This window comes from Mesorhizobium sp. ES1-1 (assembly GCF_020164785.1).
Classification (GTDB): Bacteria; Pseudomonadota; Alphaproteobacteria; order Rhizobiales; family Rhizobiaceae; genus Mesorhizobium.
In genome coordinates this window covers 22126-37046 of record NZ_JAIUGX010000007.1, presented here as the reverse complement: position 1 = coordinate 37046, position 14921 = coordinate 22126, and the positions used below count along the sequence as shown (strand labels likewise).

14 protein-coding genes are annotated in these 14921 nt (G+C 61.7%); 6 read left to right on the top strand and 8 right to left on the bottom strand.

From position 1 onward, the window contains the following. Positions 1-43 precede the first annotated feature (43 nt). Together LB513_RS13470 and LB513_RS13465 are read left to right on the top strand one after the other, a co-directional pair. The gene (locus LB513_RS13470) at positions 44-1150 is read left to right on the top strand and encodes a carbohydrate ABC transporter permease (protein WP_224664006.1); all 1107 of its coding nucleotides are present in this window, start codon (positions 44-46) and stop codon (positions 1148-1150) included. Positions 1151-1156: 6 nt separating this feature from the next. Next, entirely contained in the window at positions 1157-2074 is a 918-nt protein-coding gene (locus LB513_RS13465) for a carbohydrate ABC transporter permease (RefSeq protein ID WP_224664005.1), read from the top strand. 40 nt (positions 2075-2114) lie between these two features. Here the strand turns inward: LB513_RS13465 and LB513_RS13460 are convergent, their stop codons facing one another. Next, positions 2115-2858, bottom strand: a complete 744-nt coding sequence (locus LB513_RS13460) for a creatininase family protein (RefSeq protein ID WP_224664004.1) — start codon at positions 2856-2858, stop codon at positions 2115-2117. 3 nt (positions 2859-2861) lie between these two features. Beyond that, a complete protein-coding gene (locus LB513_RS13455) occupies positions 2862-3428 on the bottom strand; it encodes an SIS domain-containing protein (RefSeq protein ID WP_224664003.1) in 567 nt (188 codons plus the stop codon). A 149-nt stretch (positions 3429-3577) separates the two neighbouring features. On the opposite strand from LB513_RS13455, the gene LB513_RS13450 reads away from it, so the two are divergent. Then, entirely contained in the window at positions 3578-4600 is a 1023-nt protein-coding gene (locus LB513_RS13450) for an aldo/keto reductase (RefSeq protein WP_224664002.1), read from the top strand. A 79-nt stretch (positions 4601-4679) separates the two neighbouring features. On the opposite strand, the gene LB513_RS13445 is transcribed toward LB513_RS13450, so the two are convergent. The 4 genes from LB513_RS13445 to clpP all read right to left on the bottom strand — a co-directional run bounded on the left by LB513_RS13445 (position 4680) and on the right by clpP (position 10063). Then, positions 4680-4952: an HU family DNA-binding protein gene (locus LB513_RS13445; RefSeq protein WP_224664001.1), complete on the bottom strand. Its 273-nt coding sequence runs from the start codon at positions 4950-4952 to the stop codon at positions 4680-4682. Between the two features lie 195 nt (positions 4953-5147). After that, positions 5148-7559: an endopeptidase La gene (gene lon, locus LB513_RS13440; protein ID WP_224664000.1), complete on the bottom strand. Its 2412-nt coding sequence runs from the start codon at positions 7557-7559 to the stop codon at positions 5148-5150. A gap of 306 nt (positions 7560-7865) precedes the next feature. After that, positions 7866-9140: an ATP-dependent Clp protease ATP-binding subunit ClpX gene (clpX, locus tag LB513_RS13435; RefSeq protein WP_023759839.1), complete on the bottom strand. Its 1275-nt coding sequence runs from the start codon at positions 9138-9140 to the stop codon at positions 7866-7868. A 293-nt stretch (positions 9141-9433) separates the two neighbouring features. Further along, positions 9434-10063: an ATP-dependent Clp endopeptidase proteolytic subunit ClpP gene (clpP, locus tag LB513_RS13430; protein WP_224663999.1), complete on the bottom strand. Its 630-nt coding sequence runs from the start codon at positions 10061-10063 to the stop codon at positions 9434-9436. 322 nt (positions 10064-10385) lie between these two features. Here clpP and LB513_RS13425 point away from each other — a divergent pair, with 322 nt between their 5' ends. Beyond that, a complete protein-coding gene (locus tag LB513_RS13425) occupies positions 10386-10973 on the top strand; it encodes a hypothetical protein (RefSeq protein WP_224663998.1) in 588 nt (195 codons plus the stop codon). A gap of 55 nt (positions 10974-11028) precedes the next feature. On the opposite strand, the gene LB513_RS13420 is transcribed toward LB513_RS13425, so the two are convergent. Beyond that, a complete protein-coding gene (locus LB513_RS13420) occupies positions 11029-12132 on the bottom strand; it encodes an NAD(P)/FAD-dependent oxidoreductase (RefSeq protein ID WP_224663997.1) in 1104 nt (367 codons plus the stop codon). 116 nt (positions 12133-12248) lie between these two features. On the opposite strand from LB513_RS13420, the gene LB513_RS13415 reads away from it, so the two are divergent. Further along, positions 12249-13499 carry a cytochrome P450 gene (locus LB513_RS13415; RefSeq protein WP_224663996.1) on the top strand — a complete coding sequence of 417 codons (1251 nt, stop codon included), beginning with the start codon at positions 12249-12251 and terminating at the stop codon, positions 13497-13499. A gap of 135 nt (positions 13500-13634) precedes the next feature. Next, positions 13635-14573 carry a hypothetical protein gene (locus tag LB513_RS13410; protein ID WP_224663995.1) on the top strand — a complete coding sequence of 313 codons (939 nt, stop codon included), beginning with the start codon at positions 13635-13637 and terminating at the stop codon, positions 14571-14573. 3 nt (positions 14574-14576) lie between these two features. Here LB513_RS13410 and LB513_RS13405 read toward each other — a convergent pair whose 3' ends face one another. Beyond that, positions 14577-14921: a cupin domain-containing protein gene (locus LB513_RS13405; protein ID WP_224663994.1), complete on the bottom strand. Its 345-nt coding sequence runs from the start codon at positions 14919-14921 to the stop codon at positions 14577-14579.

Sequence of the window (14921 nt, the reverse complement as noted above, 5' to 3'; positions counted from 1 at the left end):
ACCGACTCCGGCTCGTTGATGAGCCTTCAAACGGGCGAGATTTGTGGCTGACCAGACTTCGACCGCAAGCCAGTGGCCGGCAGACGCCGTCCCATCCGACCTGATCTCGCCGGGCCGCAAACGCCTCGGCAGGGCCTTGATGGCGGCTGCAACGCTTGGCCTGCTGGCAACCATCGTGATCGAGCTTTTTTACAAGGCAGACGCCGACACCTGGCGTCCGGCCATCTACGCCTATGTGCTGTGGGGCATGGCCATCGGCGCCGGCCAGGTGCTGACGCGTGGCGAGGAGGGCCAGCGCGCGCTTTTCCTGCTGCCTGCTCTGCTGTTCACCATTGCCATGGTCATCTTTCCCACGCTGTTCGGATTCTACATCGCGCTGACCGACTGGAACCTTTCCTCCTTCACCGGCCGGAAGTTCAATGGGCTCGAAAATTTCTGGCAAATGCTGGGCGACCCTTACTATCGCAACGCGCTCTTCAACATGGTGCTCTACGTGCTTGCGGTGCTGGTCGAATATGTCATCGCCTTTGGCCTGGCGCTCCTGCTCAACGCACAGATCCGCGCGCGGAAGTTTTTTCGAGTGGTGTTCCTGATGCCGCTGATGCTATCGCCCGTCGCGGTGTCGTGGATGATCGGCAAGTCGCTCATGGAGTACCGGTTCGGTCCGGCCGCGACGCTGGCGCGCCATCTCGGCTGGGAGAACCCCGCCTTTTTCTCGGATCCGATCATCGCGCGCATATCGATCATGATACTGGACGCCTGGACGTTCATTCCGTTCATGATGATCATGCTGCTGGCGGGGCTGCAGGCCATGTCGAGGGAGGTGCTTGAAGCGGCCAGGGTCGACGGCGCCAATGCGTGGCAGACGTTCTGGCAGGTCACTTTCCCCCTGATGCTGCCAGTGTCTGTGACCGCGGTGATCCTGCGCATCATCTTCAAGCTGAAGCTCGCCGACATCATCATAACGGTGACGTCGGGTGGCCCCGGCGGCGCCACCGATTCCGTGTCGAGCTTCATCTACCGAGAATATCGCGACCGCTCGAATGTCGGCTACGGAACCATGCTGGCGATGGCCTACCTGGTCATCATCGTTATTTTCGTCACCTGGCTGTTGAAGTTCGCCAATCGCTTCGTCCGCAACGTGAATTAGGCAGAGATGAGCGTCCAGACCACCGACTATGTCGCTTCCGAAATCCGTTCGCCAGCGAGTTTCTTCGCCAGCCGGCTGTTCATCTATGGCGCCCTGATCCTGTGGGCGTTCATCTGCCTGTTCCCGATCTACTGGACGGTGACGACCTCGTTCAAGACGGCGGTCGACGTCACCCAGGGCCATCTCATTCCCTTCGTCGATTTCCAGCCGGACTGGAAGGGGTGGCGTTCGCTCGGCCTGTCGCCAGACTCGATCTTCCAGACCTCGACGGTGCGTGAGGAGTTTCTCAAGCGCTTCATGAATTCGGTCATCACCTCGGTCGGTGCGTCGAGCTTGGCCATCGTCATCGGCAGCTTGGCGGCCTATGGGCTTACGCGCTACCGCTACGAGTTCGCGTGGTTCCGGAACGAGGACATCTCGTTCTTCTTCCTGTCGCAGCTGATCCTGCCTCCCGTCGTCCTCGCGCTGCCCTTCCTGGTGCTCTACCGGGAGGTCGGCCTCCTCGATACGCGCGTCGGGCTGATCCTGCTCTATACGCTCATGGTGCTGCCGATCGTCATCTGGATCATGCGCGACCAATTCAACTCGATCCCGGTCGAGCTCGAGGAGGCAGCGCTCGTCGACGGCTTGTCCATCTGGGGCGCCTTCCTGCGCATCGTCGTTCCAATCGCGCTGCCGGGCATGGTCGCCGCCTTCATCCTGGCCATGGTGCTGTGCTGGAACGAATATTTCTTCGCCGCGCTTTTGACATCGACCGACGCCAAGACCATTCCCGTCATGGTGGCGAGCCAGACGGGCTCCCAAGGCATCAACTGGTGGTCGATGGCAGCCCTTGCCACCGCGGCCATCGCGCCGCTGGCGGTCGTCGGCATCGCGCTCGAACGCTATCTCATCATGGGCATGACGGCGGGCGCGGTAAAGTAGCGCCGCACTTTGCTTGGCTCAGTGTGGTGAAAGCGAGCACCTACGCCGAAAGCGTGGCGCGCAGATTGTCCATGATCATGGCGACGCCCTGTCGCCCGAGTTCCGCCGACGCATCCCTGGCGCTCGACGTATACCAGCCGGTGTTGTCAGCGAAGCGGGCCGCATCGACCGCATCGGGGCATAGGGCCAGCATCAGCGATGTCTCGCCAATGCCTGCATGGTCGAACGGGTATTTGCCGTTCATCGAGGTCGGCATCAGCGAATGCACCCGCACCCAGTTGAAGAAATTCTCCCCGACCGCGTGCCCGGCATAATAGTCGGGCATCGTTTCGGCGCCCCACCAGCCCTCGCCGCGATGTTTTTCCAGGAAGCGGAAGATCGCCTGGCGGCCGGCGGTCTTGAAGGCGAGATCCGTCGGCATGCCGGCGGCGAAGTTTTCCGTCTGGTGGTGGATGAAGGCATGGATGTTGCGGAAGCCGATGCGAAGCAGGCTGTAGAACAGTTCCTCGCCGAATGGCGCCAAAGCCTTGCCGTCGACCTGCACCGAGCCGGTGCCTTCCGGCGGCGCCACAGCATAGCTTGCGGCGCCGTAGTAGAAGGGTGGCAGGATGACGATGTCCCTCTCCTTCTCCAACAGGTCCAGCGTTTTCACGACAACCAGCGTGTCCATGCCAACGGCCATGTGCTCGCCATGATATTCCAGCACGCCCAGCGGCAGCACGACCGGCCAATTCTCGGCAATCGCCTTGCGGATCTGATGAGGCAGCATCAGTTCATAGCGCATGATCTATTCCATGTTGGTGTGGCGGGCGCGCATCGCGTCGGGCGACGCGCCGATCAGATCCCTGAGCTTCAACACCATGATTTCAAACAGCAGGAACAGAGCGCCTTCGAACACCGAGCCCATCGGCAGGACGGAAGTCGTTCGCGGACCCTGATCATTCGCCATGGTCTGCGCCGGGATGAGGAGCGCGAAGTCGGCGCGCCCGGCCGCGCTGCTTTCCGCCTGAGCGGTCAGCAGGAGATTGGTTGCTCCAGCCTCATGGGCGACCCGCATCAGGGTCAGCACGGTCGATGTCTCGCCCGGCCCGGAACTGACCAGGAACACATCGCCCGGCCCCAAGGGCGGCGTGTTCATATCGCCGACCACAGAGACCGGCAGGCCGAGATGATAAAGCCGCATGGCGAAACCCTTGAGCTGGAGAGCCTCGCGGCCGCAGCCGTAGACGACAATCTGCCCGGCTTCGACCAATTGTTTGCAGGCAGCGTCGATGCGGACTTCATCCACACCCGCCAGCGCGGCCCCCAGTTCGTTAAGCGCTGTTCCAAATAGGCTTTCGTTCTTGTCGCTCATCGCAAAACCCGCCCTCAAACGCCCGCGAACAGCTTGATTTCCTTCATGCTATCAACCGCGAAAATGCGTGTCCAACGCTCGGCGATGCTTTTGCCGCGCCACAGGCATGGTAAGTGTCATGTCAGGCAAATCGAGTGAGGCGACGAGACATGAAGACACGGCATTTCGACCGCATAGGCAATGGCGGTATAAAGTTCACCGAGCTTGGCTTCGGCACGGCGCCGCTGGGCAACCTCTACCGTGCGGTGTCCGACCAGGACGCCAACGCCACGCTCGAAGCAGCCTGGACGAGCGGCTGCCGCTACTATGACACCGCGCCGCTTTACGGGCTCGGCCTTTCTGAAACGCGGCTCAACCCCTTCCTGCGCGGCAAGAGCCGCGACGATTATGTACTGTCTAGCAAGGTCGGCCGCATCATGCGCGCCTGCCCGCCGGAAGAGCGGACGGGCATCGGCAAGTTCTTCGACACACCTTCGCGCCGGGAGGTCTACGACTATAGTTATGACGGGGTCATGCGCTCGTTCGAAGCCTCGCTGGAGCGCCTCGGCGTCGACCGCATCGACATCCTCTTCGTCCATGATGTCGACATCTTCACTCATGGCAGCAAGGAGGCTTCCGACCAGCGCATCGAAGAATTCATGCGCTCCGGCTATTACGGCTTGCTCTCCCTGCGAGATCAGGGCGTCATAAAGGCGTTCGGTGGCGGCATTAATGAATGGCAGGTGGCCCAGACGCTGGCGGAGCGCGGCGACTTCGACCTGTTCCTGCTCGCCGGCCGCTACACATTGCTGGAGCAGGAGGCGCTGGCGTCCTTCCTGCCGCTCTGCCAGGCGCGCGGCATCGGCATCGTTCTGGGTGGCCCATACAATTCCGGAATCCTCGCAACCGGGCCCAAGCCTGGCGCCTATTACAACTACACCGAGGCACCTCAAGACATCATCGACCGCGTGGCCCGCATCGAGGCCGTTTGCAAGCGGCATGGCGTGCGCTTGATCGAGGCCGCTTTGCAGTTTCCGCTGCTGCACCCCTCGGTCGTGTCCGTGATCCCCGGCGGTCAGAGGCCAGGGGAAGTCGAAAGCAACCGCTCGCTGCTGGATGCTGAAGTCCCCGCCGCGCTCTGGGTCGACCTCAAGCAGGAAGGCTTGATGCGGACCGACGCGCCAACCGCTTAAGCTGCGGCGGGAAGGCTACTCCCCGCACAAAAAAGAAAAGCCGGGCAAGCCCGGCTTTTCTGGTCTGTTAAGAACGCGCTTAGTTGACTGCGTCCTTGAGGCCCTTGCCGGCCGAGAATTTCGGCACGGTGCGCGCCGGGATCTTCACTTCGGCACCGGTCTGCGGGTTACGGCCGGTGGTAGCAGCACGCTTTGACACGGTGAAATTGCCAAAGCCGACAAGCCGAACGTCGCCGCCATTCTTCAGTTCGCCGGAGATCACTGAAAATACCGCATCGACCGCCGACTGCGCGTCACCCTTCGAAAGGCTGGCAGCTTCGGCGACAGCGGACACCAGTTCGTTTTTGTTCATAAAAATTCCTTCCATGAGAACACCGGCTCCTTAGACTCGTCCGGCAGGAAAAGGACTTTAGAAAGAACCGGTCGCGCAACCAAGTCCAAATGTCTCAGAAAAAGCGGAAAAAGCCCGGAAATGCTGGGTTTCTCACATGAAAAAGCCGGGCGCGAAGCCCGGCTCTCCCTTTGTGCAAAGCAGCATTAGCTTGTGCTAATGCGCAAGCGTCTTGCCGGCATCGTCTGCCGCGTCGGTGGTGGCCGGAGGATTGACAGGCTCGACCCATTCGATCGGCTCCGGCATGCGCACCAAAGCGTGGCGCAGTACCTCGCCGACCCGCGAGACCGGAATGATTTCCATGCCGTTCTTCACGTTGTCCGGAATGTCCGCCAGATCCTTGGCATTGTCCTCCGGGATCAGCACCTTCTTGATGCCGCCGCGCAAGGCGGCAAGCAGCTTCTCCTTCAAACCACCGATCGGCAGCACCCGGCCGCGCAGTGTGACCTCGCCCGTCATCGCCACATCCGCTTTGACCGGGATCCCAGTCAGTACGGAGACGATCGCGGTGGCCATAGCAACGCCTGCCGACGGTCCGTCCTTCGGCGTGGCGCCTTCGGGGACGTGGACGTGGATGTCGCGCTTGTCGAACAGCGGCGGCTCGATGCCGAAATCGATGGCCCGCGAGCGGACGTAGGACGCCGCCGCCGAAATCGATTCCTTCATCACGTCGCGCAGATTGCCTGTCACCGTCATGCGGCCCTTGCCGGGCATCATGACACCTTCGACCGTCAGCAGTTCGCCGCCGACTTCCGTCCAGGCAAGCCCGGTGACCACACCGACCTGGTCGTCGGCTTCGACCTGACCGAAGCGGAAGCGTGGGACACCGAGGTAGTCGGCGAGGTTCTCCGCCGTGATGTTGACCGTCTTCGTCTTCGTCTTCAGGATCTCGGTCACGGCCTTGCGGCCGAGCTTCATCAGTTCGCGCTCCAGGCTCCTGACGCCCGCTTCGCGGGTGTAGGTCTGGATGATGGCGCGGATCGCGTCCTCGCCGACGGAGAACTCCTTCGGCTGCAGCGCATGGTCGCGAACCACTTTCGGCATCAGGTGCCGCTTGGCGATTTCGATCTTCTCGTCCTCGGTATAGCCGGCGATACGGATGATCTCCATGCGGTCCATCAAGGGCGCCGGGATGTTCAGCGTATTCGCCGTCGTCACGAACATCACGCTCGACAGGTCATATTCGACCTCGAGATAATGGTCCATGAACGTCGAGTTCTGTTCCGGATCGAGCACTTCAAGCAGAGCCGACGACGGATCGCCACGGAAGTCCTGGCCCATCTTGTCGATCTCGTCGAGCAGGAAGAGCGGGTTGGACTTCTTCGCCTTCTTCATCGACTGGATGACCTTGCCGGGCATCGAGCCGATATAGGTGCGCCGGTGACCCCGGATCTCGGCTTCGTCACGCACGCCGCCAAGCGCCATGCGGATGAATTCGCGACCGGTCGCCTTGGCGATCGACTTGCCGAGCGAGGTCTTGCCGACGCCGGGAGGGCCGACGAGACACAGGATCGGCCCCTTCAGCTTCTTCTGGCGGCTTTGCACGGCGAGATACTCGACGATGCGGTCCTTGACTTTGTCGAGGCCGAAATGGTCGGTGTCGAGCACGTTCTGCGCGAAGGCGAGGTCCTGCTTGACCTTCGAGTTCTTGCCCCACGGTATAGACAGGATCCAGTCGAGATAATTGCGCACGACGGTCGATTCAGCCGACATCGGCGACATCGTCCGGAGCTTCTTCAACTCGGCTTCCGCCTTCTCGCGGGCCTCCTTGGAGAGCTTGGTCTTCTTGATGCGCGCCTCGATCTCGGCGGCTTCGTCGCGACCGTCCTCGCCTTCGCCGAGCTCCTTCTGGATCGCCTTCATCTGCTCGTTGAGGTAGTATTCGCGCTGTGTCTTCTCCATCTGGCGCTTGACGCGCGAGCGGATGCGCTTCTCCACCTGCAGGACGGAGATTTCGGCTTCCATGAAGCCCATGGCCTTTTCCAGCCGCTCCTTGACCGAGAGCGTGGCCAGCATTTCCTGCTTCTCGGGAATCTTGATGGCGAGATGCGAAGCCACGGTATCGGCAAGCTTGGAGTAGTCGTCGATCTGGCTGGCAGCACCCACCACTTCGGGCGAGATCTTCTTGTTAAGCTTGACGTAGTTCTCGAAGTCGGTGACGACCGAACGAGCGAGCGCTTCCACCTCGACCTCTTCCTCTTCCGGCTCGACCAGTGCCGCGGCGCTGGCCTCGTGGAAGTCGGGACGATCGGTGAACGCAATGATTTTCGCGCGCGAGGCACCCTCGACAAGAACCTTGACGGTGCCGTCGGGAAGCTTCAGCAATTGCAGCACATTGGCGAGCGTGCCGATGTCGAATATGGCATCAGGCTCGGGATCGTCGTCCGCCGCGTTCATCTGGGTGGCGAGCAGGATCTGCTTTTCCTGACCCATCACCTCTTCCAGCGCCTTGATGGACTTTTCGCGCCCGACGAAGAGCGGGACGATCATGTGCGGGAACACCACGATGTCGCGCAATGGGAGGACTGCGAAAACGCCGTCGCTGGGAGCCTTGGATACTTTGGCCATTGTCCAACCTTTCATGTCGCGGCCGCCAATCAGCCAACCGCGAATCTCATATTAACGACCGGGGATCGTTCCGCCTACCACCGTTTGTGACGGGAGTTTTACAGCACAGAAATCGGGCACCTCGGCCTTCCCCAATTAGTTGGATGCCCTACCCACAAAGATCAAGGGGCAAGGCCAAATCCGCCTGCCCAACTTGCCCGCGCGTGACAGATTTGCGACGGCCAAGTCGCGCCGGCCCACAAAACACCGCTCGACAGTAAAACGGCGCCTTGCGGCGCCGTTTCATATTTCCGTTGCGGGCTCATGTCAGGCGCTGACATTGCCCTTCTTTTCCTTCTGTTCGGAATAGATGTAGAGCGGCCGGGCGCTGCCGGTCACCACTTCCTCCGAAATCACCACCTCGCGCACGCCTTCGAGCGCCGGCAGTTCGAACATCGTATCAAGCAGGATCGCTTCCATGATCGAGCGCAGTCCGCGCGCGCCGGTCTTGCGCTCGATAGCGCGCTTGGCGATCGCCGAGAGTGCGTTCTCGTGGAAGGTCAGGTCGACATTCTCCATCTCGAACAGCCGCTGATACTGCTTGACCAAGGCGTTCTTCGGCTCGGTCAGGATCTGGATCAGCGCCGGCTCGTCGAGGTCCTCCAGCGTCGCCAGGACGGGCAGACGGCCGACGAACTCCGGAATGAGGCCGAACTTCAGCAGATCCTCGGGCTCGACCAGGCGGAAGACATCGCCCGTGCGGCGATCCTCGGGCGAGGCCACGATGGCGCCGAAGCCGATCGAGGTCTTCCTGCCGCGATCCGAGATGATCTTGTCGAGGCCGGCGAAGGCGCCACCGCAGATGAACAGGATGTTGGCGGTGTCGACCTGCAGGAACTCCTGCTGCGGATGCTTGCGGCCGCCCTGCGGCGGCACGGAAGCAACGGTGCCTTCCATGATCTTCAGCAGCGCCTGCTGCACGCCCTCGCCCGAGACGTCGCGAGTGATCGACGGATTGTCGGACTTGCGCGAAATCTTGTCGATCTCGTCGATATAGACGATGCCGCGCTGGGCGCGCTCGACATTGTAGTCCGCCGACTGAAGCAGCTTCAGGATGATGTTCTCGACATCCTCGCCGACATAACCGGCTTCTGTCAGGGTGGTCGCGTCAGCCATGGTGAACGGCACGTCGATGATGCGGGCCAGAGTCTGCGCGAGCAGCGTCTTGCCGCAGCCGGTCGGACCGATCAGCAGGATGTTCGACTTCGCCAGCTCGACATCGTTGTTCTTGCCGGCATGCGCGAGGCGCTTGTAGTGATTGTGCACGGCCACCGAAAGGACGCGCTTGGCGTAGGGCTGGCCGATGACATAGTCGTCGAGAACCTTGAGGATCTCCTGCGGTGTCGGCACGCCCTCGCGCGACTTCACCATCGAAGTCTTGTTCTCCTCGCGGATGATGTCCATGCAGAGCTCGACGCACTCATCGCAGATGAAGACCGTCGGACCGGCGATCAGCTTGCGGACTTCGTGCTGGCTCTTGCCGCAGAACGAGCAGTAAAGCGTGTTCTTGGAATCACCGCTGTTGTTGCCGACCTTGCTCATCTTCATGTCCTTTCATGGCCGCCCGCCGATGGTCTGGCTGAAAGGGCGCATACTCTATCTATCGCAGGAATTCGCCGCCGCCAGTGCCCCGGCTCCCGCAACGCATTCCGTACGAAACACAAATCAGAAAACGTGGCAATGATTCGCGACAACCCAGCAAAGCTAAGCCGCCGAAACTCAACAGAGCCTTAACGTAGGCAATCCAGTTCGCCGAGGGAACAGCCAATTGTGGCCGAAATGCCGCAAGCCTCGCCAAAAGCGTTTGATGCCGGTCACTCAACCGTCAACAACCCTTACGACAGTGCCCCTTCGGCAGCGTCACGCGACGAAATGACCTTGTCGATGAGGCCAAAATCCTTGGCTTCATCGGCGGTCATGAAATGATCGCGGTCGAGCGTCTTCTCGATATCCTCATAGCTCTTGCCGGTGTGCTTGACGTAGACCTCGTTCAGGCGGCGCTTCAGCTTGATGATGTCCTGGGCATGGCGCTCGATGTCGGAAGCCTGGCCCTGGAACCCGCCGGAAGGCTGGTGAACCATAATGCGGGCGTTCGGCGTGGCAAAACGCATGTCCTTGTGGCCGGCGGTCAGAAGCAGCGAGCCCATGGACGCCGCCTGCCCGATGCAGAGCGTGGCCACGGCCGGTTTGATGAACTGCATCGTGTCGTAGATCGCCATGCCGGAGGTGACGACGCCGCCGGGTGAATTGATATAGAGGTTGATTTCCTTCTTCGGATTCTCGGCCTCAAGGAAGAGAAGCTGCGCGCAGACCAGAGTCGCCATGCCGTCCTCGACCGGACCGGTGATGAAAATGATGCGCTCCTTGAGGAGACGAGAGAAAATGTCGTAGGCCCGCTCGCCGCGATTGGTCTGTTCGACCACCATCGGAACGAGGTTCATGTAGGTTTCGACGGGGTTCTTCATGGGTTATCTCTTCTCGCGGTGGGATGCCGAGGCCCGGAAGGTCGGCAATCGGCAGAATCGGTTCTGGATCGTTATCCCGTAAATAGGATGCCGGCTCATCCATGTGCAAGGCCGCCCCGTCCTAGCCATCTGGGTAAGTCGAATCAAGGTTACGGCCGTGGAATTCGCCGCCTGCGCTTTGCGGGTCGGTTACGACGGGGCTGTTCGTAGCAATTCCTTAACCGCATCGCTTAACGAAGTGTGGCGAATTCGCTTTCGCCCGCCGCCCCTTTGCCTACAATTCGACGTTGAGCGTTGATTGTGCCGTTCAGCGGAGAAAGTCATGTTCAGGAAAATCGCATCCTTCAGCGTTGCCGGGATGACTATCCTGGGCACAGTTTCGCAGACCGCGGCCGGCGGACGGGCCGTCGAATGCTACGAACCCGTCAGCACGCCAGCTGTCTACGACACGGTCTATGAGGACGTGCTGGTAAGCCCGCCAGGCCAGCAGGTCGATTACGTCCCCGCCATCTACGGCACGCGCGAACGGGTGGTGATGACAGTCCCTGCCCAGGTGACCTACGAGATCGTCCCAGCCGTCACACGCACCGTCTACCATACGGTCCGGCTCGATGGCGGCTTTAGCTGGGAATGGCGGCTCATCCACGGCCGCCGCGTGCTGTGCAAGGTCTGGCATAAGGCACGGTATGGCCGCGTCGCTCAAACCGTGGTGGTCGAGCCGGCGCGCACGCGGCGCGTCGTCATCCCGCCGCAGTACGACAAGATCGCCGAGGAGGTGCTGGTGCGGCCCGAACAAAGGCGCATCATCGATGTCCCCGCTTCCTATCAGACCGTCGGGCGCCGCGTGGTGGTCAGGGAAGGCTCATCCGGCTGGCGGCGCGTGCATATTGCGAGGCATTGCCGGGGTTAGCCGGACGCCGGCCAGCTCAATCGTCAAGCTATCGATGCCATTCCACCTAGCCCGTTCAAGCCACCTCCGCCCGCAGCCAGGCTTTCAACCCCGGGACGTCGCCATCGTCGACGCAAGCCGCGACCCGCCTACCGACAGCGGCGCCGAATTTGTAGCCATGGCCCGAGCAGGCCGAGACGACCAGGCATTTGCCGTTCTCATGGGCCATGAATTTCTCGTCGTCGGTGAAGGTGTAGGCGCAGGTGACCACCTCCGTCAGTCCATACTCCCCTATGCGGGCGATCGGCGGCGAAAACAGGTTGCGGATCGCCTCGCCCTCCCCCGTCACCGGGTCCCGGTTCCAGTCGGCATTGCTGGTCGGCACCTTGTGCAGGCCGGATCCGAATTTCATGCCGGCGCCGCCGGAGGGTGGGACCACATAGCCGTCGACAGTACCGCCGACGTCGAGGACGACGGGGGCCGCTTCCCACGTCGCCTTGAGGTCGGCCGGAGGTTCGACATAGGCAAGCGCGGTTCGATAGGTCTTCAGTTCACCGTCGAGCTCGGGGAAAAGTTTGAGCACCCAGGCGCCCGCGGCGACGACGATGCGGTCGGCCTGCATCGTCTCGCCGCTTTCCAGCACGATGTGGCCGGCATCCGCGTCGATCGTCGTGACCTTGGTGTGGTCGTAGACATTGGCGCCATTCGCGCTCAGCCATTTCGTCAGGCCAGCGGCGATCTTGCGGCAATGCAGGGCGCCGCCTTCGGGTGAGAAATAGGCATAGCGGAAAGAGCCGGATTCAAGGAAAGGCCAGCGTTCGACGGCCGCGTCAGGCTCCACCAGTTCGAATGGGAAGTTCCCCTGTTCGAGGCCCTCGCGATAGATTTCGGCCTCGTCGCCAGGCTCGCGCGAGACACATAGGAAACCCCTGGCATCGAGATGGTTCTCGCCGAGATCGTCCCACATCTCGTCCCAGGCTTCGTAGGCTTCGGTGATCAACCTCCCATAGCCGCTCCGCGCAGGATACGCGCGGCGGATGATGCGATGATGATCACCAGAAGCGGCGAGCGGATTGGGGATCGGCCCCTGCTCGACGATCGATACGCTGTGTCCGGCCTTGACCAGGGACCAAGCTGTGGACAGCCCGGCGATACCCGCGCCGACAACGATCACATTCATACATCAGACCTTCCGGAGCCGCATTGATCGGCTCGTCCGTTGAGCTGCCGACAGCCGGCCGCCGGCGCCAACATACGGGCTGGAAACGGGCTGGCAAGCCGCGCTATGGGTTTGGGATGACCAATTCGACGCTGCCTTACCTGGCTTTTGATCCAGCCACTCGTCGCCTGCGGCTCGACCCGCATAGACCTGCTTTCTTCCAAAACCCCTATGAAGCCTATGGCTTTCTCCACGGGGTATCGAACGCGTTCTTCTGGGAGGAGTTCGGCTTCTGGTGTCTTGGGGGCTTCGACGACGTCAATCGGCTGTTGCGCGACCGCCGCTTCGGCAGCCAGAACCCCGCCGGGGTCCCCGACACACGCGGGGTCGACCAGGATCGCACCCATCTGGCCGCGTTCGATGCCATCGAAGCCAATTCCATGCTGGAACTGGAGCCGCCTGTCCATACCAGGCTCCGAACCCTTGTCACCCGGGCCTTCGTTTCGCGCCAAATCGAACGACTCCGGCCACGCGTCGAGGCGCTCGCCAACGAACTGATCGACCGTTTTGAACCGGGCGGCGGCGTGGACCTGCTCTCGGCCTACGCGGCGCCATTGCCGATCACCATCATTGCAGAAATGCTCGGCGTGCCGGTCGAGATGGGGCCTCAACTGCTCGACTGGTCGCACCGGATGGTCGCCATGTACATGCACGGCCGGACCCGCGAGACCGAAGATTCGGCCAACCGGGCCGCCGCTGCATTTTCCGATTTCCTGCGCTTCCACATCGCCGAGCGGCGCAAGACTCCAGCCGACGACCTGCTGTCGCTGCTGATTTCAGCACATGAGGGTGGGCAGAAATTGTCGGAGGACGAGATGGTCTCCTCGGCCATCCTGCTTCTCAACGCCGGCCATGAGGCGACGGTGCATCAGACCGGCAATGCCGTGCGCTCGATCCTGGCGCAAGGCGGCGACCCACGCCGCTTCTTCGCCTCCCCCGAGGCGACCGCGGCGTCAGTGGAGGAATGCCTGCGCTTCGACGCGCCGCTGCACATGTTCACCCGCTACGCCTATCAGCCCATAGAAGTCACTCCGGGCGTCGTCGTGCAGCCGGGCGAGACGGTCGGCCTGCTGCTGGGAATGGCCAACCATGACCCGCTAGCCTTTGCCGAGCCGCTGGTGTTCCGGCCCGGCCGCGCTGACCAGAAGAACGTATCGTTCGGCGCCGGCATCCATTTTTGCATCGGGGCGCCGCTCGCCCGGCTCGAATTGCAGGTGTCGCTGAAAACGCTTTTCGAGCGACATCCAAAGCTCCATCTTGCCGAGCAGCCGCACTTCCGCGACACTTACCACTTCCATGGGCTGGAAACGCTCGCTGTCGGCTTTTGACGATCGCGGGTCTTGGGGCGCGATATGAGATTGTGTTCGACGAGGGGCGTATTGTTCGCCCTGGCAATGGCTTGCTTGCTGCCGGGCACGGCGATCGCGCAGCAACAGCCGGAGAACATCCCGTGGGAAAACAGCTTGGCCATTGCGCGGAAGATGGCCGCGACCCTGCTTGAGCGGCAGACAGGGTCGAAGGGGCTGCCACTGGCATCCTTTGCCGTCGAGGTCGACCTCAATCACGACGGATTTCCCGAGATCTTCGCCTCTATACCCACGCCGAATTGCGATGGCATCCATTGCGGCAACTTCCTGTTCGTCCTGGAAGGCGACAGCTATCACGAGGTTCTGGGCGATATTCCCGGCGCAAGGCTGGTGCCGCAGGACAAGATCGGGCTCGGCGCCTTCAAGCGAAACGGCTTTCTCGATATCCAGACCGACCAGATGACCATCGGCTGGGACGGAACGCGCTATGTCGACGCGTCGACCTTCCCCGCTTCATCCCTTGACGGCACCGCATTTGTGGCAGCCTGCCAGGCAAGCAAATCCAGCGAGGGCGACGCGGCGAGCGCTCAATGCCAATGCCAGTTCAACCGTTTCCAGGCGATCGGTCTTACCCAGGCCGATCTCGACACATACACTGCGTCGCTGGGCGAGAACTTCCAATATCCAACGGGCGAGAAGGAGGCTTCCTGGCAGGCACTTGAGAAGAACGCCGCGGATACCAGCACCGGGTGCGAGGTGGCCAGCGGCAAGACGCAGTGGTCGACAGCCTATTTCAACCACGGCGACCAGCCGCAGCAGAAGCTGAATTTCGAGGATTTCCTCGATGCCTGCCCGGCGGAGGATTTCATCCTGACCAACCACAGGATCGGCACGCCCGATCGGGCGCTTGGCCTTTGCGGCTGCCTTGCCCGCGAGATGCCAACGCAGGGTATCGGCCAGGAGGGGCTCGATCTGCTGGCGCGATATTATCGCAATGAGATTTCCGATGCCGATCTCGAAGCCCAGGATGCCGATCTCCTGACCCTCCATGACAAGGCATCGGACGCTTGCCTCGGCCAGTTCCCGGCGAAGTGACGCTCAGAGCTTGATCACATACTCCTTGCTTGTCGTTTCAAGCACTTCCCAGGTGCCGTGGAAGCCGGGGCGCAGCACGAAGCTGTCTCCGGCCCGCACAGTGCGGGTTTCGCCGTCGTCTTCGGCAATCACCGAAACGCCGGACAGGATGTGGCAGAATTCCCATTCGTCGTAGACGATGCGCCACTTGCCCGGCGTCGCTTCCCAGATGCCGGCATAGAGCCCACCATCGCGTTCCTCTACGTTCCAGGTGCGGAATTTCGGATCCCCCGAAATCAGGCGATCCGGCGCCGGGGCACCGGTTTCGGGTTCGACGCGCTTGGTGTCGATCGGTAGAAAAGCGGCCAT

Excerpts from the sequence above, each read along its gene's own strand:
- LB513_RS13465 (WP_224664005.1), top strand. The coding sequence starts at position 1,157 with ATGAGCGTCCAGACCACCGACTATGTCGCTTCCGAAATCCGTTCGCCA.
- LB513_RS13460 (WP_224664004.1), bottom strand. The coding sequence starts at position 2,858 with ATGCGCTATGAACTGATGCTGCCTCATCAGATCCGCAAGGCGATTGCC.
- LB513_RS13455 (WP_224664003.1), bottom strand. The coding sequence starts at position 3,428 with ATGAGCGACAAGAACGAAAGCCTATTTGGAACAGCGCTTAACGAACTG.
- LB513_RS13450 (WP_224664002.1), top strand. The coding sequence starts at position 3,578 with ATGAAGACACGGCATTTCGACCGCATAGGCAATGGCGGTATAAAGTTC.
- LB513_RS13445 (WP_224664001.1), bottom strand. The coding sequence starts at position 4,952 with ATGAACAAAAACGAACTGGTGTCCGCTGTCGCCGAAGCTGCCAGCCTT.
- lon (WP_224664000.1), bottom strand. The coding sequence starts at position 7,559 with ATGGCCAAAGTATCCAAGGCTCCCAGCGACGGCGTTTTCGCAGTCCTC.
- clpX (WP_023759839.1), bottom strand. The coding sequence starts at position 9,140 with ATGAGCAAGGTCGGCAACAACAGCGGTGATTCCAAGAACACGCTTTAC.
- clpP (WP_224663999.1), bottom strand. The coding sequence starts at position 10,063 with ATGAAGAACCCCGTCGAAACCTACATGAACCTCGTTCCGATGGTGGTC.
- LB513_RS13425 (WP_224663998.1), top strand. The coding sequence starts at position 10,386 with ATGTTCAGGAAAATCGCATCCTTCAGCGTTGCCGGGATGACTATCCTG.
- LB513_RS13420 (WP_224663997.1), bottom strand. The coding sequence starts at position 12,132 with ATGAATGTGATCGTTGTCGGCGCGGGTATCGCCGGGCTGTCCACAGCT.
- LB513_RS13415 (WP_224663996.1), top strand. The coding sequence starts at position 12,249 with ATGACCAATTCGACGCTGCCTTACCTGGCTTTTGATCCAGCCACTCGT.
- LB513_RS13405 (WP_224663994.1), bottom strand. The coding sequence starts at position 14,921 with ATGGCCGCTTTTCTACCGATCGACACCAAGCGCGTCGAACCCGAAACC.